Origin of the sequence: Salmonella sp. SAL00672 (assembly GCF_046552175.1) — a bacterium.
Classification (GTDB): Bacteria; Pseudomonadota; Gammaproteobacteria; order Enterobacterales; family Enterobacteriaceae; genus Salmonella; species Salmonella enterica.
On the sequence record NZ_JBGDUQ010000001.1, the window covers coordinates 718,679 to 740,049 of the forward strand.

Annotated in this window: 18 protein-coding genes and 6 pseudogenes; 16 read left to right on the forward strand and 8 right to left on the reverse strand. The window is 46.2% G+C overall.

Annotated features, from left to right (window positions below; all coding sequences use genetic code 11):
* Window positions 1-121: 121 nt before the first annotated feature.
* The 5 genes from yebS to ACLJTG_RS03695 all read left to right on the forward strand — a co-directional run bounded on the left by yebS (window position 122) and on the right by ACLJTG_RS03695 (window position 6,179).
* A complete protein-coding gene (gene yebS, locus ACLJTG_RS03675; RefSeq protein WP_001207294.1) occupies window positions 122-1,405 on the forward strand; it encodes a membrane integrity lipid transport subunit YebS in 1,284 nt (427 codons plus the stop codon).
* On the forward strand, window positions 1,374-4,007 hold the full coding sequence (locus tag ACLJTG_RS03680; protein WP_001535256.1) for a PqiB family protein: 2,634 nt from the start codon (window positions 1,374-1,376) through the stop codon (window positions 4,005-4,007). Before yebS ends, ACLJTG_RS03680 begins: the two co-directional genes overlap by 32 nt.
* Window positions 4,008-4,084: 77 nt before the next feature.
* Complete coding sequence (gene rsmF, locus ACLJTG_RS03685) at window positions 4,085-5,524, forward strand: 16S rRNA (cytosine(1407)-C(5))-methyltransferase RsmF (RefSeq protein WP_079951509.1); 1,440 nt, start codon at window positions 4,085-4,087, stop codon at window positions 5,522-5,524.
* Window positions 5,525-5,641: 117 nt separating this feature from the next.
* The gene (locus tag ACLJTG_RS03690) at window positions 5,642-5,878 is read left to right on the forward strand and encodes a YebV family protein (protein WP_024131108.1); all 237 of its coding nucleotides are present in this window, start codon (window positions 5,642-5,644) and stop codon (window positions 5,876-5,878) included.
* A 109-nt stretch (window positions 5,879-5,987) separates the two neighbouring features.
* The gene (locus tag ACLJTG_RS03695; RefSeq protein WP_000457838.1) at window positions 5,988-6,179 is read left to right on the forward strand and encodes a YebW family protein; all 192 of its coding nucleotides are present in this window, start codon (window positions 5,988-5,990) and stop codon (window positions 6,177-6,179) included.
* 18 nt (window positions 6,180-6,197) lie between these two features.
* Here ACLJTG_RS03695 and pphA read toward each other — a convergent pair whose 3' ends face one another.
* The 4 genes from pphA to sopE2 all read right to left on the reverse strand — a co-directional run bounded on the left by pphA (window position 6,198) and on the right by sopE2 (window position 8,243).
* The gene (gene pphA / locus ACLJTG_RS03700) at window positions 6,198-6,848 is read right to left on the reverse strand and encodes a protein-serine/threonine phosphatase (RefSeq protein ID WP_000986173.1); all 651 of its coding nucleotides are present in this window, start codon (window positions 6,846-6,848) and stop codon (window positions 6,198-6,200) included.
* Window positions 6,849-6,865: 17 nt separating this feature from the next.
* Window positions 6,866-7,081, reverse strand: coding sequence for a hypothetical protein (locus tag ACLJTG_RS03705; RefSeq protein ID WP_024143539.1), 216 nt, complete (start codon window positions 7,079-7,081; stop codon window positions 6,866-6,868).
* A complete protein-coding gene (locus tag ACLJTG_RS03710; protein ID WP_001134857.1) occupies window positions 7,072-7,236 on the reverse strand; it encodes a hypothetical protein in 165 nt (54 codons plus the stop codon). The genes ACLJTG_RS03705 and ACLJTG_RS03710 overlap by 10 nt, the downstream gene beginning before the upstream one ends.
* Before the next feature lie 284 nt (window positions 7,237-7,520).
* Window positions 7,521-8,243, reverse strand: coding sequence for an SPI-1 type III secretion system guanine nucleotide exchange factor SopE2 (gene sopE2, locus ACLJTG_RS03715; protein WP_020839289.1), 723 nt, complete (start codon window positions 8,241-8,243; stop codon window positions 7,521-7,523).
* Window positions 8,244-8,926: 683 nt separating this feature from the next.
* Here sopE2 and ACLJTG_RS03720 point away from each other — a divergent pair.
* Together ACLJTG_RS03720 and ACLJTG_RS03725 are read left to right on the forward strand one after the other, a co-directional pair.
* Window positions 8,927-9,322 carry a DUF1398 domain-containing protein gene (locus tag ACLJTG_RS03720; protein WP_000422889.1) on the forward strand — a complete coding sequence of 132 codons (396 nt, stop codon included), beginning with the start codon at window positions 8,927-8,929 and terminating at the stop codon, window positions 9,320-9,322.
* Window positions 9,323-9,650: 328 nt separating this feature from the next.
* A complete protein-coding gene (locus ACLJTG_RS03725) occupies window positions 9,651-10,127 on the forward strand; it encodes a hypothetical protein (protein ID WP_079951497.1) in 477 nt (158 codons plus the stop codon).
* A 255-nt stretch (window positions 10,128-10,382) separates the two neighbouring features.
* Here the strand turns inward: ACLJTG_RS03725 and ACLJTG_RS03730 are convergent, their stop codons facing one another.
* Complete coding sequence (locus tag ACLJTG_RS03730; protein WP_021000421.1) at window positions 10,383-10,556, reverse strand: CZB domain-containing protein; 174 nt, start codon at window positions 10,554-10,556, stop codon at window positions 10,383-10,385.
* A gap of 1,126 nt (window positions 10,557-11,682) precedes the next feature.
* Here ACLJTG_RS03730 and ACLJTG_RS03735 point away from each other — a divergent pair.
* From ACLJTG_RS03735 to ACLJTG_RS03755, 5 genes and pseudogenes are all read left to right on the forward strand, one after another.
* Complete coding sequence (locus ACLJTG_RS03735) at window positions 11,683-11,928, forward strand: hypothetical protein (RefSeq protein ID WP_001051755.1); 246 nt, start codon at window positions 11,683-11,685, stop codon at window positions 11,926-11,928.
* 183 nt (window positions 11,929-12,111) lie between these two features.
* Complete coding sequence (locus ACLJTG_RS03740) at window positions 12,112-12,315, forward strand: FimD/PapC N-terminal domain-containing protein (protein ID WP_000774038.1); 204 nt, start codon at window positions 12,112-12,114, stop codon at window positions 12,313-12,315.
* A gap of 612 nt (window positions 12,316-12,927) precedes the next feature.
* A complete protein-coding gene (locus ACLJTG_RS03745; protein WP_020924196.1) occupies window positions 12,928-14,025 on the forward strand; it encodes an acyltransferase family protein in 1,098 nt (365 codons plus the stop codon).
* Between the two features lie 118 nt (window positions 14,026-14,143).
* Window positions 14,144-14,882 (forward strand): annotated as a pseudogene (locus ACLJTG_RS03750) (tyrosine-type recombinase/integrase); the annotation flags it as partial.
* Window positions 14,883-15,771: 889 nt separating this feature from the next.
* Window positions 15,772-16,863 (forward strand): annotated as a pseudogene (locus ACLJTG_RS03755) (lipopolysaccharide N-acetylglucosaminyltransferase).
* 234 nt (window positions 16,864-17,097) lie between these two features.
* On the opposite strand, the gene ACLJTG_RS03760 reads toward ACLJTG_RS03755, so the two are convergent.
* A complete protein-coding gene (locus tag ACLJTG_RS03760) occupies window positions 17,098-17,517 on the reverse strand; it encodes a GNAT family N-acetyltransferase (protein WP_001025517.1) in 420 nt (139 codons plus the stop codon).
* 372 nt (window positions 17,518-17,889) lie between these two features.
* Here ACLJTG_RS03760 and ACLJTG_RS03765 point away from each other — a divergent pair, with 372 nt between their 5' ends.
* Window positions 17,890-18,159 (forward strand): hypothetical protein, encoded by a 270-nt coding sequence (locus ACLJTG_RS03765; RefSeq protein WP_001576019.1) that lies wholly within the window; start codon window positions 17,890-17,892, stop codon window positions 18,157-18,159.
* 165 nt (window positions 18,160-18,324) lie between these two features.
* Complete coding sequence (locus ACLJTG_RS03770; RefSeq protein WP_001576018.1) at window positions 18,325-18,465, forward strand: hypothetical protein; 141 nt, start codon at window positions 18,325-18,327, stop codon at window positions 18,463-18,465.
* A 272-nt stretch (window positions 18,466-18,737) separates the two neighbouring features.
* On the opposite strand, the pseudogene ACLJTG_RS03775 reads toward ACLJTG_RS03770, so the two are convergent.
* Window positions 18,738-19,160 (reverse strand): annotated as a pseudogene (locus tag ACLJTG_RS03775) (transposase); the annotation flags it as partial.
* Between the two features lie 96 nt (window positions 19,161-19,256).
* Here ACLJTG_RS03775 and ACLJTG_RS03780 point away from each other — a divergent pair.
* Window positions 19,257-19,652 (forward strand): annotated as a pseudogene (locus tag ACLJTG_RS03780) (tyrosine-type recombinase/integrase); the annotation flags it as partial.
* Window positions 19,653-20,067: 415 nt separating this feature from the next.
* Here the strand turns inward: ACLJTG_RS03780 and ACLJTG_RS03785 are convergent.
* A pseudogene (locus ACLJTG_RS03785) lies at window positions 20,068-20,244 on the reverse strand (DUF4113 domain-containing protein); the annotation flags it as partial.
* Here ACLJTG_RS03785 and ACLJTG_RS03790 point away from each other — a divergent pair.
* Window positions 20,234-20,797: pseudogene (locus tag ACLJTG_RS03790) on the forward strand (fimbrial protein); the annotation flags it as partial. The pseudogenes ACLJTG_RS03785 and ACLJTG_RS03790 overlap by 11 nt on opposite strands.
* Between the last annotated feature and the right edge of the window lie 574 nt (window positions 20,798-21,371).

The following is a 21,371-nucleotide window of genomic DNA, read 5'->3' on the forward strand; positions in this document are numbered from 1 at the left end:
TCACTTCGTGGTCTTACTCCTAAACACAGGCTATTAAAATAAGCATTAAATGCGTTCTTGCTCAAGATTATTCCTGTCATGAGTTAAGATTACATTATTCTAACACTTTGATTCACGATACATGGCTCTGAACACCTCACACGTCACGCCAACAAAAAAGCTAACGATCAGGTCAATTAGCGAAGCGCTGCCGCGCAGCCACTACCAGCGCTGCCCTGAATGCGACATGCTGTTCAGCTTGCCGGAGATGAGCGCTCATCAAAGCGCTTATTGTCCTCGTTGCCAGGCCAAAATTCGCGATGGGCGCGACTGGTCGCTGACGCGGCTGACCGCGATGGCGGTAACCATGCTGCTATTGATGCCGTTTGCCTGGAGCGAACCGTTACTCCATATCTACCTGTTGGGCGTACGCATTGATGCCAATGTGATGCACGGCATCTGGCAAATGACGCAGCAGGGCGATCCGTTAACCGCCGCAATGGTGCTCTTTTGCGTGGTGGGCGCGCCGCTTATTCTCGTTTTTTCAATTGCTTACCTGTGGTTTGGCAGCCTTCTCGGCATGAATCTGCGTCCAGTCCTGCTGATGCTGGAAAAACTGAAAGAGTGGGTGATGCTGGACATCTATCTGGTTGGTATTGGCGTTGCCTCTATCAAAGTGCAGGACTATGCCTTTCTGCAGCCGGGCATCGGGCTTTTAGCGTTCGTTTCGTTGGTGGTTCTTAGCATTCTGACTATGATTCATCTGAATGTGGAGCAACTATGGGAACGATTTTATCCGCAGCGCCCTGCTCAACGTGCGGACGAAAGATTGCGCGTCTGTCTTGGCTGCCACTTTAGCGGCTATCCGGATGCGAAAGGACGCTGCCCGCGTTGTCATATTCCGCTACGGTTACGCAGAAAACAGAGCATACAGAAGTGTTGGGCGGCCTTGCTGGCGTCTATTGTCTTTTTGCTGCCGGCAAACCTGCTGCCTATCTCGGTAATCTACATTAATGGCGGGCGTCAGGAAGATACTATCCTGTCGGGCATTATGTCGCTTGCCAGCAGCAATATCGCCGTCGCCGCCGTCGTTTTTATCGCCAGTATTTTGGTGCCGTTTACCAAAGTCATCGTGATGTTTACGCTACTGTTGAGTATCCATTTTAAATGCCAACAGGGACTGCGGACGCGAATTCTGTTGCTGCGTCTGGTGACATGGATAGGCCGCTGGTCGATGCTTGATCTTTTCGTTATCTCGTTAACCATGTCTCTGATTAATCGCGATCAGATTCTGGCTTTTACTATGGGACCGGCTGCGTTTTATTTCGGCGCAGCGGTAATTTTGACTATTCTTGCAGTGGAATGGCTGGATAGCCGCTTACTTTGGGATGCACATGAGTCAGGAAACGCCCGCTTCGAAGACTGAAGCGCAAATTAAAACCAAACGCCGTATTTCACCTTTCTGGCTGCTACCGCTTATCGCGCTAATGATCGCGGGGTGGCTGGTATGGGATAGCTACCAGGATCGCGGCAATAGCGTGACTATCGATTTTATGTCGGCGGACGGTATCGTACCGGGCCGTACTCCCGTGCGTTATCAGGGAGTAGAAGTCGGCACCGTGGAAGATGTCAGTCTGAGCAAAGATCTGCGCAAAATTGAAGTTCGCGTCAGTATCAAATCAGATATGGAAGATGCGTTGCGCGAAGAGACGCAATTCTGGCTGGTGACGCCCAAAGCCTCGCTGGCGGGCGTTTCCGGCCTGGATGCGTTGGTCGGCGGGAATTACATCGGTATGATGCCAGGTAAAGGCAAGCCCAGAGATCATTTCGTCGCCCTGGATACACAGCCTAAATACCGGCTTAGCAACGGCGATCTGATGATTCATCTCCATGCGCCGGATCTCGGTTCGCTTAATAGCGGTTCACTGGTCTATTTCCGTAAAATCCCTGTCGGACGGGTGTATGACTATTCGATTAACCCTAACAAACAGGGCGTGACGATTGACGTTCTGATTGAGCGACGGTTTACCGATCTGGTGAAAAAAGGCAGCCGTTTCTGGAATGTCTCCGGCATTGACGCCGATCTAAGCCTGAGCGGCGCGAAGGTGAAACTGGAGAGCCTCGCGGCCCTGGTCAATGGCGCGATTGCGTTTGATTCGCCGGACAATTCCAAACCCGCCGCCCAGGATGACACGTTCGGCTTATATAAAGATTTAGCCCACAGCCAACGAGGGGTAATCGTTAAACTTGAGCTGCCCAGCGGAGACGGTCTGAAGGCGGAATCTACGCCGCTCATGTACCAGGGACTGGAGGTGGGTGAGCTTTCTAAACTGACGCTCAACCCTGGCGGTAAAGTCACCGGAGAGATGACCGTCGATCCCAGCGTTGTTCCGCTGATGCGGGAAAATACGCGTATTGAGTTACGCAATCCCAAACTGTCGCTGAGCGACGCGAATATCAGTTCGTTGTTAACCGGAAAAACCTTCGAGCTGGTGCCGGGCGACGGCGAACCGCGCAGTGAATTTGTGGTGGTGCCGGGTGAAAAGGCCCTGCTGCATGAGGCGAATGCCTTAACCCTGACGCTGACGGCCCCGGAAAGTTACGGTATCGAACCGGGCCAGCCGTTAATTTTACATGGCGTAAAAATTGGCCAGGTCATTGAGCGCAACTTATCCAGTAAAGGCGTGTCATTCATCGTCGCGATTGAACCGCAGCACCGGGATTTGGTACAGGGCGACAGTAAATTCGTGGTCAACAGCCGGGTGGATGTCAAAGTCGGCCTTGACGGCGTAGAGTTCCTCGGCGCCAGCGCCAGCGAGTGGATTGACGGCGGAATTCGTATTTTACCCGGTACGAGCGGGAAGATGAAATCCACCTACCCGCTCTATGCTAACCTGGAAAAAGCGCTGGAAAATAGTCTCAGTGACTTACCGACTACCACCCTGACGCTGACAGCCGAAACGTTGCCGGATGTCCAGGCAGGTTCCGTCGTGCTGTATCGAAAATTTGAAGTAGGCGAAGTCATCACCGTTCGCCCACGCGCCAATACCTTTGACATCGACCTGCATATTAAGCCGGAATATCGCCACCTGTTAACCAGCAATAGCGTGTTCTGGGCGGAAGGCGGCGCGAAGGTGCAACTTAACGGCAGCGGCCTAACGGTACAGGCCTCGCCACTCTCCCGCGCGCTGAAAGGGGCCATTAGTTTTGATAACCTGAGCGGCGCCAGCGCCAGTCGGCGCAAAGGCGATAAACGCATTCTTTATGCTTCAGAAACCTCCGCTCGCGCGGTAGGCGGACAAATTACGCTGCACGCGTTCGACGCCGGAAAATTGGCGGAAGGGATGCCCATTCGTTACCTCGGTATTGATATCGGCCAGATCCAGACGCTGGAATTGATCACCGCACGTAATGAAGTGCAGGCAAAAGCCGTACTTTATCCGGAGTATGTACAGACATTTGCCCGCGCCGGGACACGTTTTTCCGTTATCACGCCACAAATTTCCGCGGCGGGCGTCGAGCATCTGGATACGATTCTCCAGCCCTATATTAACGTTGAGCCAGGACGCGGCGCGGCACGGCGCGACTTTGAACTGCAGGAAGCCACGATTACCGACTCACGCTATCTGGATGGGTTAAGCATCGTCGTGGAGGCGCCAGAAGCAGGCTCGCTTAATATTGGTACCCCCGTCCTGTTTCGCGGTATCGAAGTGGGAACCGTCACCGGAATGTCCCTGGGGTCGCTCTCCGATCGCGTGATGATCACCTTGCGCATCAGTAAGCGTTACCAATATCTGGTGCGTAATAACTCCGTATTCTGGCTTGCCTCCGGCTATAGTCTCGACTTTGGTCTGACAGGCGGCGTGGTGAAAACGGGGACATTTAATCAGTTCATCCGTGGCGGTATCGCCTTCGCTACTCCACCAGGTACGCCGCTGGCGCCAAAAGCGCAAGCCGGTAAGCATTTCCTGTTACAAGAGAGCGAACCGAAAGAGTGGCGTGAATGGGGTACCGCTCTGCCACGTTAAACACCCGGCTCCGGCGTACTCGCGCCGGAGCGTTTTATGCTACACTGCGCGCCTGTTTTTTTGCCGGCGATACACCTGTGGCTCAACACGCTGTCTATTTTCCTGACGCTTTTCTGACGCAAATGCGTGAAGCAATGCCTTCCACGCTCTCTTTTGATGAATTTATTTCGGCCTGCCAACGCCCGTTGCGCCGCAGTATACGCATCAATACGCTTAAAATATCCGTGGCTGATTTCCTTGCCCTAATCGCGCCCTACGGCTGGTCGCTCACGCCAATTCCGTGGTGTCATGAAGGATTCTGGATCGAGCGCGATGATGAAGAGGCATTGCCGCTTGGCAGTACCGCTGAGCATTTAAGCGGCCTGTTTTACATTCAGGAGGCCAGTTCGATGCTGCCGGTCGCGGCCCTGTTCGCCGATGATAATCATCCGCAGCGGGTCATGGATATGGCAGCGGCGCCTGGCTCCAAAACCACGCAGATCGCTGCCCGCATGGGGAACCGCGGCGCCATTCTGGCCAACGAATTTTCGGCCAGCCGCGTCAAAGTTCTGCACGCTAATATCAGCCGATGTGGAATCGCCAATACCGCACTGACGCATTTCGATGGCCGCGTATTTGGCGCTGCGTTACCGGAGATGTTTGACGCTATCCTGCTGGATGCGCCCTGCTCTGGCGAAGGCGTAGTACGTAAAGATCCTGATGCGCTAAAAAACTGGTCGCCAGAAAGCAATCTGGATATCGCGGCGACACAGCGGGAACTGCTCAACAGCGCTTTTCATGCTTTACGACCCGGCGGCACGCTGGTCTACTCCACCTGCACGTTAAATCGCCAGGAAAACGAAGCGGTCTGCCTCTGGCTGCAAGAGACCTACGCCGACGCCGTTGAATTTTTGCCGCTGGGTGATCTGTTTCCTGACGCTGACCGCGCCCTCACCCCGGAAGGCTTCCTGCACGTCTTCCCGCAAATTTACGACTGCGAAGGATTCTTCGTCGCACGTCTGCGTAAAATGTCATCCCTTCCAGCCATGCCCGCGCCGGGGTATAAAGTGGGGGCGTTTCCTTTTACCCCCCTCAAAGGCCGCGAAGCATTACACGTTACCCAGGCGGCCAACGCCGTCGGACTGTTATGGGATGAAAATCTCCATCTTTGGCAGCGTGAAAAAGAGGTCTGGCTGTTCCCGGCAGAGATTGAATCACTGATCGGAAAAGTCCGTTTTTCCCGGCTCGGCATTAAACTGGCTGAAAGTCATAATAAAGGCTATCGCTGGCAACATGAGGCGACGATAGCCCTTGCCTGCCCGACTCATGCTCACGCATTCGAACTCTCTGCGCAAGAGGCGGAGGAGTGGTATCGCGGTCGGGATATTTATCCGCAAACACCCCCTGCCGCTGATGATGTCCTGGTGACGTTCCAGCATCAGCCGCTTGGTCTGGCAAAACGTATCGGCGCCAGAATAAAGAACAGTTACCCGCGTGAACTGGTGCGGGATGGCAAACTCTTTACTGGTAATAGCTAAAAGGCGCACAAAAAAACCGCACTTTTTGACTGGCGCTTTTGCGTACGTTGACTACGCTGAAAAATGGACGGCTAAACTGGTCGTACCACAATTAGCGTATTAACGGAGAGCACGATGATGAAAACCAGTGTGCGCATTGGCGCTTTTGAAATCGACGATGCCGAATTACATGGCGAATCGCCGGGGGAGCGAACGTTAACAATCCCCTGTAAATCCGATCCGGATTTATGTATGCAACTGGACGCCTGGGATGCCGAAACCAGCGTTCCCGCCATTCTCAACGGGGAACATTCCGTTTTGTTCCGTACTCATTACGATCCTAAATCTGATGCCTGGGTCATGCGTCTTGCCTGACTCAAAAAGAACCCGTCGCCAGGCGGGTTATTTATTCTTCCTTTTCTCATTTCCCCCTGCGCTAACCTCTCCTACACTATCGTGTAAAGTAGTTAACATTGAGGATGTAATGTTCGCGCTGGTACTTTTTGTATGTTACCTGGATGGAGGATGCGAGGATATTGTCGTGGACATCTACGATACCGAGCAGCAATGTCTTTATTCGATGGACGATCAACGGATTCGCCATGGCGGCTGTTTTCCGGTAGAGGATTTTATCGATGGCTTCTGGCGGCCTGCGCAGCAATATAGCGATTTTTAACCCTGGGCGCTGATACCGCTATTGTATCCGCGCTAACGTCAATTGCCCGCCAAATACCGCGCCCGTATCAATATAGTGTACGTTGGCAAAATCCATGCGCCGGCGCAACGGCGTATGGCCAAACCAAAAATGATCGGCTCCGCTAATCCCGCCGCGCTTATTTATGAGCCGTTCGCGGCTCCAGAGAACCTGATGTAAATCGACTTTTCTTTGCCATTGATAGGTTGACGCGGGGTAATCAGCATGAGCGATCACATGCGTGCTATGGCGGCAGCGAACTTCCAGTATCCAGGGCAGCCGCTGACAAAGGATAAAAAGCGCTTCAGCTTGCGCAGCGTGTTCAGCGGTCAGGCGGGTAAACCAGTCGCCACCATTCATCAACCACAGCGTCGACTGCAATGAGGCCCGCGCATCCAGCGCCATTTGTTCATGATTGCCGCGAACCGCCATCATCCAGGACTCACGCAGTAAAGCCAGGCAACCCAAGCTGTCCGGGCCTCTATCAATGAGATCGCCCACAGAAACTAACAAGTCTTGTTGCGGATCAAATCGACACTCACGTAACCTTTTCATTAACATTGAAAAACAGCCGTGAATATCGCCGACCACCCAGACATGCCGCCAATTTTTTGCCTCTATTCGCTGATAAATCTCTTCAGGCCGCATCATGTTTTTCCTGTCATTCATTACCCAGGACAGATATAAAAAGATAGCGTGTGCAGATTTTTTTGCTTAGTAAGCGTGCTCTGTTGTAAATAGCGAATTTCATCAGTAGTGAGTAAATGCTTTGTTATCACCGCACTAAAATATAACTGGCTGCGCCAGGGGAGTATTATCCCCTGGCGCAGCGAGCTACTCACTATCGCCTGTTCACGTTCAATATTCTTCCTCCTTAAAAGCATATCGGAAACATAAACCACATCACCTCAGCACACGATATAGCACACTCTTTAGCGGAGTGATCCTCAAGGCAAACCAGCGCCAATGCAGGTGTCGTTACCGTGGCGACCATCGCCCCCACAAACAGGCGCAGCACAATTTTTTTTAAAGGTGGCATAACCTCTCCTGACAGTTAACAGACCATTAATCCTTATCGAGACATCATCCGTGCGCGGGTATCATAAACTTAACAACACGCAGCGTTTCAAAAAAAGCTGTCTGGTTATACCGGCATTTAGAGTAATAACAATTATTTTAAGTTTTAAGTGTATCCATTTGATTTTTATATTAAAATAAATATGACGACGTTTTGTTAAAAGCGTCGCCATAAAAATGAATATATAGTTTCAGAAAATCTGCTATTAATTCATATGGTTAATAGCAGTATTGTATTTACTACCTTCAGGAGGCATTCTGAAGATACTTATTCGCAATATTTTCTATAGTTAACTGAAATTGTTGTGGCGTTGGCATCGTCCCCTTATTAAACAGCGGCGTAACCTCTTTCATAACGATTTTCTCAGCATACGCTTTAAAAGATACCTGCTGATTATGATTTATAAACATATGCGGATATTTAATACTCGCGGAAGCAATGAGGGGGACGACAAAAGGATTCGCCCCTGCCCCACCTGGAGTAAATACACCATTTTTTATCTCCCCAGGTAGCCCCGCATTCTGCGCAGCCTCTCCTATCTCTTTCAGAAAGGGGGTAATACTGACCCCTTTACTGATGAGTAATTTACAACAGTGATCTTTATTATTACTGTACACGGCTGATAATATGGCTTCGCATGTCTGACGAGCATAGGCCGGATCTTTACTCGCATTACCTTTGATATCCAGACTATTGAGCTTTTGCAGCATAAAATCTTTAACAGTTTTACTGGTTAATACCGCCCTACCCTCAGAAGCGTTCCCACGATGAAAATGGGTAGTCGGTATGTCTGTTTGTTGATGCAGGCTAAAACGATCTGACAGACTCGTCGACAGGCTGATAAAGCTATTTCTAACGGCAGTAATACTTTTTGCAAAAATGTCCTTCTCCGTTGTTTTTTCTTTTACTGGTTCAACGTCACTTCTATGGATTCTGTAGTGCTGGGTGGATAGTGTTATGTTAGTCACGGTAGTTCTCCTTTTAGATAACTATGCATAGCTACACTTTGTTTATATTTCTTGCTTTCAAAAAATAGCCACCTTCTCCACAACCATTTTTACTCATTGATATTTATAAATTTTATTTTCCTGATGGATTTTGTTCTTCTGTCACTTAGCCTGTTTTTTTTCGGCGCAAGGTGATCGACTTTTATCGAGAAACATTTTTATCGGGACAATCCTGAACAGACAAAACATCACTTCAATTCAACTGCTGCGTCACACAAAACATTCATGAATATTATTATTTATGCTGATGTTATTACGATTTTGCCCCCATTCGCAGGCTGGCTACCAATTATCCTGCCAGCGAGTTAGCCGCTTTTTCAAAACCTATAAAGTCGCCACGCCAAACCTCTCCGTCACTGTAATCCTTATCTAAACATCAATTAATTAACTGATTTTTATATATTATGACTTTTCATGACGTTCAGAAAAACTACAAATGAAATGGATTGACGCATCTATTAGTGGTCAAAAAAACGCGCTACGAGAAATAATCAGTAACAATTGCAACACTATTCCAATCATAACGTAAACTATATGATACCAGGCGATTATTATTGCTTTTAGGTAACATCTTTGTATGGCTGCTTTTAAGCAACAATACTCTAACACAACATATAACATTATAACTTACAATAGGTTAACAAATGGAATTACAGCTTATGCTTAACCACTTTTTCGAGCGCGTCAGAAAGGATGCAAATTTCAACGCATTTCTAATCGATCTGGAATATAATAATATCGCTTATTACATCTATTTTGTTGCTACCGGCAATGTGAAAATTATCACTCATGCAGGCCACTTCATTTCTATTAAAAGCAATAGAAAGCTGATTAAAGTCAATTCAACACCGAATACGCAATTAATAAAATTGACTTCAGATAAACACTTTTCGGGGGAGCATTCCTATGAAAAATACTGTACCGATCTGGCAACGGCAGGCGTTTTTAAATGGATTGTGGAATTAAACCAAAAAACTCGACAATACTGGTCGAAAGACAACAAATTATTATATATAGAAAATGTGGTCATGCCGCTTTAACAAGCCAGGGTAATAATAGCGTCAGTCGTGACATCCGGCGTGTTGCGACTGCGGGTTATCCATTTAGAGACCATAATGAGAGTCTGACTGCGAGAGTTACCTTGTGCAGTCCGACCGACGCGGCAACGTTTGACCCGATTCTCGACAACAGCATCTCCTGGATCAGGAGAAATGATATTCAAAGCGATATCGACTAAAAGCTCAAAATATTTGCCTGCTATTTATATTTCATCTAATTAATACCCTCCAGGAAGTGTGGCATAATTGCAGAATCTGTCAGGATTCCGGGAGCATACCGGAGCGTAATCGAAAAACCATCTGGAGATGTATGAGCAAGGATGAAATCAGTTATCAAATTCTTTACCGGTACTCTCTGGAAAAGCTATACAGTACTCTTACCAGAAGAGTAGATAACGTGCTGTCATTCGCCCTCGTTTTTCTCGGGGTCGGCGTCACCATAAACGTCGGGAGTCCCTTTATTCTGGGGCCAGGCATTGTGGGTATCGCCATACTAAAAAGAGTACTCCGCTTCGGCACGCGATCAGCACAGGCCGACCGGCAGTCCCGCGCCTGGCTGAAACTTTTTAATACTCAGCACCGCTTTCCTTCAGATAAAACACTGTTCCTTGCCTTCACATCGCTTGAGCAAGACGCGAGCGAAGCATGGTCCATGCTTATTGGTCCTGCCATCGTCATGACTGAGACCGCCCTCAGAAAAACGCCCATTGAGCCATTAACGGCGGGTGAAAAACTCTGTGCATTTTTGAGCGGCGCGACGAAATCCCAGCCAGCAGCTCGCAATTGACCTGTCTTCTAAACGTCTGTGCCATACCACAGAGATTTAGTACAAAATTAATTAATGGAGTACTAACGCTGTCAGCAGGTTTCTCTGAGTGAAAGATTCGTATTATACGCACAGCCCAGTTTACAGTTTATATAACAGCGCAATATGTTTTTGTATCCGTACCATGCCGCCTACAAGCGGCTGTCTGAGTATCTCTAGCCGTGCCAGGGGCGAAGGGCAATTAGTTAAACGCCATCCCAGCCCTCCCCTTAGCAATTATTTTTTTATCATTTCATGGTAGAGAGAATGTATTTCTCCAAGCGAATGGAATACCGGTAAATGTAAGTACGCTCTTTTACCTTGCCCATGATACCACAGTCCCAGCACACACTTTCCAGCACTCATCAATTTCAGTGGCGCGCTATCATCTCCACCAAGAATAATCGCCATAAATACTTGCTCGCGCCATAAAAAATGCTTTATTGTGATAACCTACAAGTCGAGTATTTCAGCGGCATAACGCTGTTTGGCTAAAAAGATATAAATCCTTTCGGCAATTGAAGAAACCGTGATATGAAATTCTCTCAACTGCTGCAATAACAATTTTCGTCTAACCGGAGACAAAGGAATACTTCCAGAGTCGGCATATGTTGTATCTTTAACATTTCAGTGCTGCGAAGTACATGGCGACTATCGTGATGACCATCACAACTAAAGAAATATGCCGCTTCACCGATGAATCTTTATTGCATTTGAGCCAGGACAGTTTAAAATATTAGAATTAATAACCTTACATTTGATTTTGTAGCAGTATTTAATCCTGTTTTCGTTTCGGTCTGAACACATACTTGAAATTATCATTCATGATATTGAGCTCTCCCGCAAAATAAAAGACACATTTCATCAATAATGTTATTAAATATTTCACAATCATGGTAAACACTTACAAACAAGACATTCGACATGTTAGTTTTTTTAAAGTGCTTCTTTCATGATTACTCTTAAATCACAATCATAAACGTTTATCGTATCGATCTATTTTTTGTTATTTTGATTCGAATTCACTATTATTATCAATGAATTATATTAAATATCGGCGTCCTGGGAGGGGGCCAGACACTTTGGTGGTGTGGCTTTTATTATTGATACCCGCTTTACATGAACGTCTCTCATTAATATTTTCAGACCTATCTTCAGCCTGTGATCAATAATTCTCATTCGCTCAAATGACATTATCTATGCGTAATAAAATAATGCTTGCCCTAGCGATTGTCAGTATGATATATGGCGCATCGACTTTTACTGCTGGCGCTATTGCCACCACTGACGCTGGCGGGAGGGCGATGACCTTAGTGTCTCAGCCATTGATGCGTCGGGCTGCATTGTGCCGGACAGCGAGAGCATCAAAGTAGACCAGGGTCTCAGCAGCAGGCAAGTCCTCGAGTTCGGTTTCAGTTATTATCAATCTTACCGGGTATTTATTTGAGGGCCTCGGAAGTACTTCGGGCGCGGGTGCCGCCACTATTCAACAGTGGCCATGACATTCCCGAGTGTTCTGCCCCCACTGGACGGTCATTTGGCTAAAGGAGAAATAGCAAATACTGCAAGCAATTCTGTTACCAATGTGGCTATTCAGCTTCTGACAGGTGATGGCGTTAATCCTGTGGACCTGAGCAAGGCACCTACAGCAGGTGATATTACGCTGGATACCTATTCGGCGACTAATAAGCTGAATTTCTTTGCACGTATGATAACCGCTGGAGGATCAATCTCCCAAGGCACTGTCGGCACCACAGTCATCTATAATCAGAAACACTTCTGATACGGCCCACAAGCCGATATTTATTTCAGATTTTAATAAACAGTTTCGCTGTCCATTTATCTGGTATGTCCGGACGCCAGAATTGTTTATTTCTTCAGTGATGCGCTGTTATTTCACGGAACGGTTTAAATCAGCAGCGGCGGATTTTCATTTATTCAGGCAACACGGATAGCGGCTTATACCATGAAACTGAATCGGCCTACACTGCTAATTACTCTGAATATACTGTCGTTGCCAGTAGAGACGACGGAGTTCAGCGCCGATTCTCTTAAAAACAGTGACCACCTCAGTGTGGATTTATCCGCCTTCAGCCGGGATGGCTATATTGCGCCAGGGAATTACCTGCTTGATATTTACGTGAATGACAGACTCATTCACAATCAATAAAAAGTCAGTGTGGTGGAGATTAGCGACGAGCACTCACGGTTCTGCATCATCTCTGCACTGGCAGACATGCTCGGGTTAAAAGAGGAGAACCGCCGACTACTCGGGCCCGTCCGGCAGTGTCTGAAACTGAACACTACGCATGGTAAAGTAACATACAGCCCGGATAACCAATCTCTGTTAGTCACTCTGCCCCAAGTCTGGATAGAATACCAGAATCTGGCTTGAGTACCCCGGCCCGCTGGAGTGATGGTGTCACAGCCGCCCTGCTGAGCTATAACCTGATGACGAACCTGTGGTCTACATTCCACTGGTATTGGCATCTGAAGCTGCACGCGAAAGATCTGGCTGGAAAATGGCATAGCCATTCATAGTCTCAGCCAAGCATGTACTGCAATTGACCCTGCAGATCTCGTCAATTTTGAATCTCTGGCTGTCGCTTGCATATGCTGGGTTCTCCTTAGCCCCCTCGTTCCTAAGTTTGTAATGCAGAGACGGTTTTTATGTTTGTAAATTTTCTGGCGCGATGGTTTTGCTCACAAGTGGTAAGTTGTTTTTCTTTTCCAGTGTAATATGTTAAATTTCTCGCACTGATTAATTCACTTTTTGTACGACATGCACAATCTAACGCCAGAATTATTGCAAACTCCATCTGTAAGAAGCAACAGAGACAGAAGTCTTGATATAGCCAAGGGAATTATGATGCTGTCTGTTGTTGCTGGACACATTGCAAATTTCCCATTTGGGGAGGTATTCTATTACTATCAAGTTGCCGGATTTTTTCTGCTATCGGGTTATTTCTTTCATTACGACAAGTATGCTGACAGATTTAGTAAATTTTTAAAAAGCAGATCAAAGCTTATTTGTCAGTACCTTATTTATTCTGCGATAATCATATCGACGCATAATTTACTTACTGAGTTTGGGTTACAACCTACAAATTACATTTATTACTCACCTGCTGATTATGTCACAGCATTTATACGGTCTATAACAATACCATCTGAAGCACTGGCAGGTGCAATGTGGTTCATACCAGTATTGATTTTAATGCAGTTTGTTTTTTATTGGCTAAATAGAGTGGTTAAAGAAAATAAACTGCTAATTGGATCTTCAGTTTTAATTTTATTCTTCATTGGTTGGTGGATTGTAAAAAGTAATGCAATTGCTAATAATCCCTACATAAACACTCACATTCCAAACGCACAATACTTCGTCTATTTGCCGTTTTTCTACATAGGCTATGTATTTAAAAAATTTGGATTCAAATCCTTGAGCAGCATAAATGCTATGCTGCCAGCGCTAATCGTCATAGTCCTTAGTTACATTGTAATACGGCCAACTATGTATTTATACGGAAGCATTGATCCGTATTGCTTTATCTTTTTATCGCTTATTAGCATTTCTCTCGTAATTGGTATTTCTTACCACATAAAATCTAACATACTCGTTAGATTTTTCACAACAATAGGCGAGAATACAGTACACATTCTCGCTATGCACTTCTTCTTTTTCAAGATAGCAACTCTTCTATTAACCATTGTAGGGCTCAAGCAAATTGATGATCTTCATCGCATTGACGGCCCATCTAATGGGTCAATCATTGAAACAATAACATATCTTTCATTCGGTATAGTTTTCCCATTAGTTCTTGTATCATTAGTAAGGAAGATAAGAAGTAAGATTTTTGTAAATAAATATTCTCCGGCATAGCCGGAGGTTTTTCAGATGCGTCTGTAAGGCTATCTTACCCGCAGCCCCTAACAGGCGCATACGATCTAACATTTACATTAAGCTTCGTTACTTACGGCCCGTAAACGGACTGCCCGGATTAGGAGAAATGATTCTGGCAGAAGTAAGCACGCGTCATGTTGCAGAATTTCTTGAGCTATGGATCGCGGAAGGTAAAAACACGATGGCGGGGGCGACGAGGTCTGTACTATCTGACATGTTTTGTGAAGCTGTTGTAGAAGGAAGAATAACACTGAATCCGGTTGAAAAAGCCAAGGTACCAAAAATTGAAGTTGCAAGGGAGCGCTTGCGAATAGAGGTTTATAATGCTACACGAGCATATGCCCTCATGGTTCCCTCTCGCGATGGATTTAGCACTCGTTACAGGTCAACGTAGGGAGGATATCGTAAACATGAAATTTAATGATGTTTTTGACAACCGCTTACACGTAACTCAGATTAAAACCGGAATGAAAATAGCTATTCCCCTATCCCTGACCCTTGAGGTGCCAGGGTTACGTCCGGGAACGGTTATCGATCGCTGCCGGCTGGTAAGCAGAACCGATTTCATGATCAGTGCAGGAATCAGGAAAAATAGCCCGACCGGGAATATTCACCCGGATGGGCTCACAAAGAAATTTGTAAAAGCCAGAAAAATTTCAGGTGTTAAATTCAGTGATAACCCACCGACATTTCACGAGATCCGTAGCCTGGCTGGTCGGCTGTACAAAGACGAACGCGGCGAGGAATTCGCTCAAAAACTACTGGGCCACACCTCAGAGAACACCACGAAACCCTATCTCGATGAACGCAATAATAAAGCTTACGTGATGCTCTGATTTTACTGTAAAAGAAATGTTAACCCGGATTTGGATGTGATCTAACCAAAAAGACCGGAATACAGAAATTTGAGGAAATTTCGAAGGGAAACACATAACCCATTGATTTACAATAGAAATAAAAAGAGACCGAATTCGATTCCTGTTCTCGCTAAAAATAAAAATTCACTTTAAATTCATATAGTTAAACAAAAAACCACTATTTTATCGTCTGAAATACGTTCCGTTGCGTTCTAATAGATTCAATTAGTTATCACTTTTTCCGTTTTAATTCGGGCAGATTTCGGGCAAGTTTTCCTCTTATTATTAGCTCTCCTGACCGCATAAATAATAACGTTTTTTTAACGAATAACGATTTCGTTCTTAACTAGCTATGGAGTTTTATAAGTTCACCAGATGTCACATCCCACACTCGACATCTTTAGCTAGTACGCTAATCTATAATCTGAGAAAATGTTAAACACTTGCCGCTTGTGACAAAAAACAGATTTTAAGCGAAAAAGCGAGGGTCTGCTGTTAAATATACCAATGATTCAGGCAGCTATCATTATACCGGGACACTGCAAGAATCCACTTTATTGCTTGTATTCTATTGAGTTTTCCGCAACTTCTTCGAACTAACCACCGTCATCCTACCGCCAAGTAGTGAGGTACTGCAAACCAGCTAGTTCATTGAGCACATCGCTGCGGCCATCATCAGTGTAAAAGTCGAAAGGTTCGCATACCCCAATAAATACATAGCAAGAATATTAATAGCTAACGAAGTTGTGAGTTGATTCATGTTTTTTATCTGTTACGTATGAAATAAGGATTATCTGCAATGTTAATGCGAAGTGTCAGGCGCAGTCGCCTCGTTGAGTAAAAACTCAACAAGATTTACGGAGTTACAATGATCGATAAATTAGTGCTTACGGTTACACCAATTTTCTCCATACCACCGCGTGGTGCAGCCGCAGTAGATATATGGATGTACCAAGTTGCACGGCGAACAAAAACTACCAAACAGAATCGCTTGTATTAAGAATGAAGGTTATAGCGATTTTTTAAAGGTAAATGACCATTGTTCTGTTCATCGCATAGGTTTCAGCAGACTCTATAAGCGCCTCTTTCAGAAGTGGACTCGCCTTGACCCGCTCCCCTACTCACAGCGCATTCTGAATATTGCAAAAGACTTTAACGTTACCGATGATAGTGTAATCATCGTTCATAACAGCATAAAGCTGTACCGCCAGATCCGCAAAAGAGCCCCAAAGGCAAAAATGGTTATGCATATGCATAATGCTTTCGAACCTGATGGGTTAGATCAAAACGTTAAAACGATCGTCCCCAGCGTGTTTTTGAAGAAGCATTATCAGGCGTACCTGCCGGATGCTGATATCGCTATCGTCCCTAATGGTATTGACCTGGAGGCCTATCAGAAAAACGCTGTACCACTGCAAAAGTCTGACCTGGGAATAACTCCGGAAAAAAAACGATTTTCTTTGCAGGCCGTATATCACCGGATAAGGGAGTGACTTTGCTTTTACAGGCGTTCGAACAACTCCTCAAGGAACGCAACGATATAGAGTTAGTTGTCGTTGGTAACTATATGAGTAAAAGTAAAGGTGAAAAAGCAACCTATCAGCGTGAGGTGCGGGAATTAGCAGAACGGCTAAAACCACACTGTCATATGGTTGGAGGTGTAACGCCTGAAGAGATATACAACTACTATTCGTTAGCAGTTCTGGTTGTTATTCCCTTTCAATTCCAGGAACCGTTCTGCATGGTTGCAATTGAAGTAATGGGGGCAGGAAAGCCTGTACTGGTCAGTACACGCGGCGGGATGACTGAGCTCGTAAAAGAGGGGGATACCGGCTTCCATTTGCAGGAGCCAATGACCCCGGAGACCATTGCCAGGGACATTAATAAAGCGCTGGCATCCCCTGATTTAAACGATATTGCCTTACATAGACAACGTTGTGTGGAAGAGAAATTCCCGTGAGAAAAAGTAACCCAACGGTTTGAGGAAGTGGTTAATAACTGGTTTAGATAATTAATGTGCATTAGCTCAAATGTGAGCTGACATATCTATGGCACAGCGCCAAACCTAATCTGACTGTCCGCCCTGTGCCAGAAGCGGACGCTGATCATGGTGTGTACAGGCCAGCAATACGATATATTTTAAAGCTACCTGATTGCAGCTTTCATAAAGCCAAGGTATTCAAATGCAGCAAAGCTATAAACCAGGCTTAATTAAATAATGCCTTTGCGAACCTACTTTAGGAAAGTCCGGTAGCGACATTTGAAGTATATAACCCTGTTTTTCATAAAAAGGGAGAGCCTGGAAGCTAAAGGTATCTACAAGTCCATGAACACAGCCTTTCCGCAAACCTTCTTTTTCGGCCATCTCCATAAGTTTACTACCCAGACCGTTGCTCCTTGCAGATTCACTTACCCAAAGATAGTCGATGCAGAGCCACGGACCTTTTCTGTCAGCAATTAATCCGCCTACCATTTCGCCGCTTTCGTTTCTGCAGTAGACCCCAAGCTGCCCATTTTTACTAAAATCGACGAACTGAGCATTGTAGCTTCTTAATCCGGCTAATAGTTCTTCTTTATCAAATTCAGTAACTTGATGTGTGATTTGAATGTTCATACATATCCAATTGAACAAGTTTGCATTTGGAATATAACGTTATAAATAAGTTAATTAAATGTATCAATAGAAAGTTTGTTTTTACTCCTGGGGGCAGGCCACGTCCGCTACTCACAGCTTAAAGCAGACTGTCAGCTGGAGTCTGAGCCGGTACAATTAATGTGCCACTGGTTAGAAATCAGTAATACGATTTTATCAGGCTGGTGCTCTGGCCTGTCAGGATTTGAGGTATCCACCCGGTTTACCAGCCCCCTGTATTTGGCACCAGTGGAACCCACTTCCCGATCCAGGATATCCAGTACCCACCACCGAACCTCTTTCCCCAAAAGACATGAGCAACCTCAAGCGCCTTGTCTGGATGATAACCACGGTATGAAGTTTGATAACACGTGGAATCAGGGCGTATGGTTCGCTCTCCGTTCAGCAACTGGACGCCCTTCTCCCCAGCCTTTCAGCGTTGAAGATTTGCCAGCGCAGGGTGAAGAGTGTAGGCGAATTATGAAAATCACTTCTGCCGTTTATACTTCGAAAAAGACGTTATCAGAAAGGTGGTTCGCAAGCGCGGAGTTATTAAACCTTTACTTAACGAAATACGGTTTAAGTTGCTTGAATTGCAGCAGAAAGAAAACGACGGCTTGCTGATGCTGGACAAATTAAGCGAGCATGGCATCAATGGACTGATACGCCGTCAATAAAAGGAAGGGTGCATGGACGATCCCGTCACATCACCAATCACAACAGAAGAGCACAAAACAACATTTCACAGCGTAAAGGATAAAACACGATGCCATTTTCAATCAAAAACATATGTTCAGGTCCACAAGGACACTACCCAGAAATCTCCAGACCTATACAGAACAAGCCAGTACCGAGGAATTGCACACTGATCTCAACAACATGCAAAATACAGGAGTATACAGTATTCAGCAGATGTTCCTGCAGTTTTGAAATGCGACCACCCGGTACAGAAGAAAGAACCCCACGACTAAAACTCTCAGCAACAGAGCTCTCATGGCTATCTAAAACAATAGAAACAGAGATGCGCAACACAAAAGAATGAGCCTGTCAGTAATTCTGTGTAACTGCCCAGTTATTAAAGGTGATCGCTCAGGCGGTCACCGAACTCGATAATAAAACGGCTCATCGCCAGCCGCCAGTTCTGGATCGGCATACTCCATTTTTTTGACGCATCCTTGATTGCCAGATAAATAACTTTTCGTACTGAGTTTAGATATCAGCGAGGGTGACACATTGGCGTCGTACATCTCTTTGCAGGTGGCGACGATTTCGCGGGTAGTCATGCCTTTGGCGTAGAGGGATAAAATTTGGCTGTCCATCTGCGTAATGCGCGTCTGGTGCTTCTTAAGCAGCTGTGGTTCGAAGGTGTTTTCACGCTCACGCGGTGTGTTGAGTTCTATCTCGCCGTCATCGCACAACACCGTTTTGGACGAGTAGCCATTACGGGTGTTTGAGCCTGTTTTGGGCGCATTTTTCTCATAGCCGGGGTGGTCAGCCAGCTCCGCATTGAGCACCGTTTCGACGGTTAATTTCGCCAGCATACGGGAAAACGAATTGAGGTCGGCTTCGGTTTTAAGGCCTTTAGCCAGTTCAACCACAAGGGCTTTGAGTTTCTTTTCGTCCATAATTGCCTGTCTCCGTTACTGGAGTGAACATATCAAAAACAGGCAATTACACAATTTTACTTACAGTCTCAGTTCAGTCACATTATTGATGAGTGACTGTACGTTAAGCAAATCAAGACCGGGATGAAAATCGCTCTGCCACTTTCGCTCAACCTTCCTTCCATGGGTTTACGCCTCAGTACGGTGATTGAGCGTTGCCGCCTGGTAAGCCGTAGCGAATACCTTATCAGCGCTGGCATACGCAAAAACAGCCCGAACGGGAGTATTCATCCTGATAGCCTGACTAAAAAATTTGTTGCGGCACGAAAATTGACCGGAATAAATTTCAGTGAAAACCCACCGCCGTTTCACGAGATCCGCAGCTTATCCGGACGACTGTATAAAGACGCTTACGGCGAAGGGTTTGCTCAGAAACTCCTGGGACATACTTCAGAGAACACAACAAAAATATACCTTGATGGACGTGACGAAAAGGCATACATGATGCTCTGATTTTCTGTTTTAAAAATGTTAAATCAGGTTTTATCGTGGTATAAAGAAAAAAGACCGAATACAGAAATTCGGACGTATTTCGGGCCATTTTGCGTATAAATCCCCCGACCAAACAAATTCACTGCCCAATACATCTCTCCCCTCTTCCATTGGGGGACTCTCGATGCCAAATACCCATGTAGACGAAGGCTTAATAGTGATGCCAACAAAAGCGATCGCGAAAAGTTGAACAGGTGGCTAGTTTCAGATTAAACACATTGGTTAGTCATCCTGAACAAGTAAAATCCGCCGCAACTGGCAACCATTCAATACTCGCACTATCGAACGATCGCCAGCTTGCCGCAGCCCGTTCTTGCATACGATGTGGCTGCGGTTCCATTACATCAGGAATGTGAAAATCGGGATAAACCTGCCACTTAACCTGAAGCAGGTCTTCATAGCGGGTGGTATACCGAGGCGAAAGCATTTCTCGCTTCATAGCCCACGGTTGCGGCATCCCCCACCCGGCGAAGTACAGCGTCCCCTTCCCGTCTTTTGCGTTAAGATGGTCCAGTACTTCCATCAGCTTCGCACTACCGGCGCGCAGCGCGTTATGTAAAATCACAGATTATCCTGCGATCGTGAAAATTCCCCCTGTCGCCGTCGGCGTATTAGCCGCCGGGGGGAGTAGCCAGGTACCTTTCCACGTCAGCCTGGAATGTGAGTCCGGCGCCGTATCCAGCCCCCGTCCAACCATTAGTGCCGCCAATATCGCAATGGGGTTTGTCGTTAATCAACCAACCGCCGTGGCGGTGGCTCGTCGCCTGGGGATAACCGCATCCGCAGGCGGTCTGTCGTGGCTACTGGACGCCCATTATGGCGACCCCGGCGTAGCTTCCGGAGTGGGAATTCGCATCTATAACGATGCCGGTACGCCGATTAATCTGTTGCCCGATCGTATCAGGACGGGCATCGGCAACGCCCGAGGCTGGTATGGCTATAAAGATTTAACCACACGGGTATCATCCGGTTCAGTAGAAATCTACAGCGGTGATTTTACTGCCTCACTTGAGGCGATCGGCGGACAAACAGTAACAGCAGGAAGCGTTAATGCGCAATTACAGGCATCGCGTCGTAGTGTGTCTGGCATCTATATTACGTTATAAACTGTTTTGCTCTGGTAACCCATTATGTTCTGCGGCTACGTAATGGGTTTTACAAGCTCTGGTGATGAATCTGACTCAGAACAAATTCTTCCAGGTAGCTGTACGGCCAGGAGAAGTAATTTAGAAGCGGATCACAATTTTGTTAATTGATTATATTTTATCCCAAATGGCGCCAGTATTAAGGTCGCCATATAAAAACATTCTATTACAACGAGTTATCTCCTCCTGCCTCCGCCCCGGCGCAAAGCTATAGTTTTTTCTATCTCCTTGTGAAACAAACAATTATTCTTGCTATGGCGCTGATTAACAATCGTTCGCGGGCAACGTACATTCAGCGAGTTTCAGAGCTTCCTGACGGAATTCAGCCGGTGCTGTTTCTGGGGCTTCTTACTGGTTGATACAGATCCTGCCTCTTACTTGAGAATTTACTCATTTAGCCGTATGTCCATTATGGGTGGATAAGATCATTTATCATCGTAAGGGTTGAAAGCGATAAGTTAAACTTGTCCTGGCTCAACAAGGGACCCGACTAATGATGAGCTCTTCATCTTCAAGGCGTTTTATGCCTTCCAGC

Bases quoted from the DNA above. Each gene is read 5' to 3' on its own strand.
- ACLJTG_RS03720 (WP_000422889.1), top strand. From the start codon at position 8,927: ATGGAATTACAGCTTATGCTTAACCACTTTTTCGAGCGCGTCAGAAAG.
- ACLJTG_RS03695 (WP_000457838.1), top strand. From the start codon at position 5,988: ATGTTCGCGCTGGTACTTTTTGTATGTTACCTGGATGGAGGATGCGAG.
- ACLJTG_RS03760 (WP_001025517.1), bottom strand. From the start codon at position 17,517: ATGAACATTCAAATCACACATCAAGTTACTGAATTTGATAAAGAAGAA.
- ACLJTG_RS03710 (WP_001134857.1), bottom strand. From the start codon at position 7,236: ATGCCACCTTTAAAAAAAATTGTGCTGCGCCTGTTTGTGGGGGCGATG.
- yebS (WP_001207294.1), top strand. From the start codon at position 122: ATGGCTCTGAACACCTCACACGTCACGCCAACAAAAAAGCTAACGATC.
- ACLJTG_RS03770 (WP_001576018.1), top strand. From the start codon at position 18,325: ATGTTCAGGTCCACAAGGACACTACCCAGAAATCTCCAGACCTATACA.
- ACLJTG_RS03690 (WP_024131108.1), top strand. From the start codon at position 5,642: ATGAAAACCAGTGTGCGCATTGGCGCTTTTGAAATCGACGATGCCGAA.
- ACLJTG_RS03745 (WP_020924196.1), top strand. From the start codon at position 12,928: ATGCACAATCTAACGCCAGAATTATTGCAAACTCCATCTGTAAGAAGC.
- ACLJTG_RS03765 (WP_001576019.1), top strand. From the start codon at position 17,890: ATGAAGTTTGATAACACGTGGAATCAGGGCGTATGGTTCGCTCTCCGT.
- ACLJTG_RS03730 (WP_021000421.1), bottom strand. From the start codon at position 10,556: ATGGCGATTATTCTTGGTGGAGATGATAGCGCGCCACTGAAATTGATG.
- ACLJTG_RS03680 (WP_001535256.1), top strand. From the start codon at position 1,374: ATGAGTCAGGAAACGCCCGCTTCGAAGACTGAAGCGCAAATTAAAACC.
- pphA (WP_000986173.1), bottom strand. From the start codon at position 6,848: ATGATGCGGCCTGAAGAGATTTATCAGCGAATAGAGGCAAAAAATTGG.
- ACLJTG_RS03705 (WP_024143539.1), bottom strand. From the start codon at position 7,081: ATGCTTTTAAGGAGGAAGAATATTGAACGTGAACAGGCGATAGTGAGT.
- ACLJTG_RS03740 (WP_000774038.1), top strand. From the start codon at position 12,112: ATGAAACTGAATCGGCCTACACTGCTAATTACTCTGAATATACTGTCG.
- ACLJTG_RS03725 (WP_079951497.1), top strand. From the start codon at position 9,651: ATGAGCAAGGATGAAATCAGTTATCAAATTCTTTACCGGTACTCTCTG.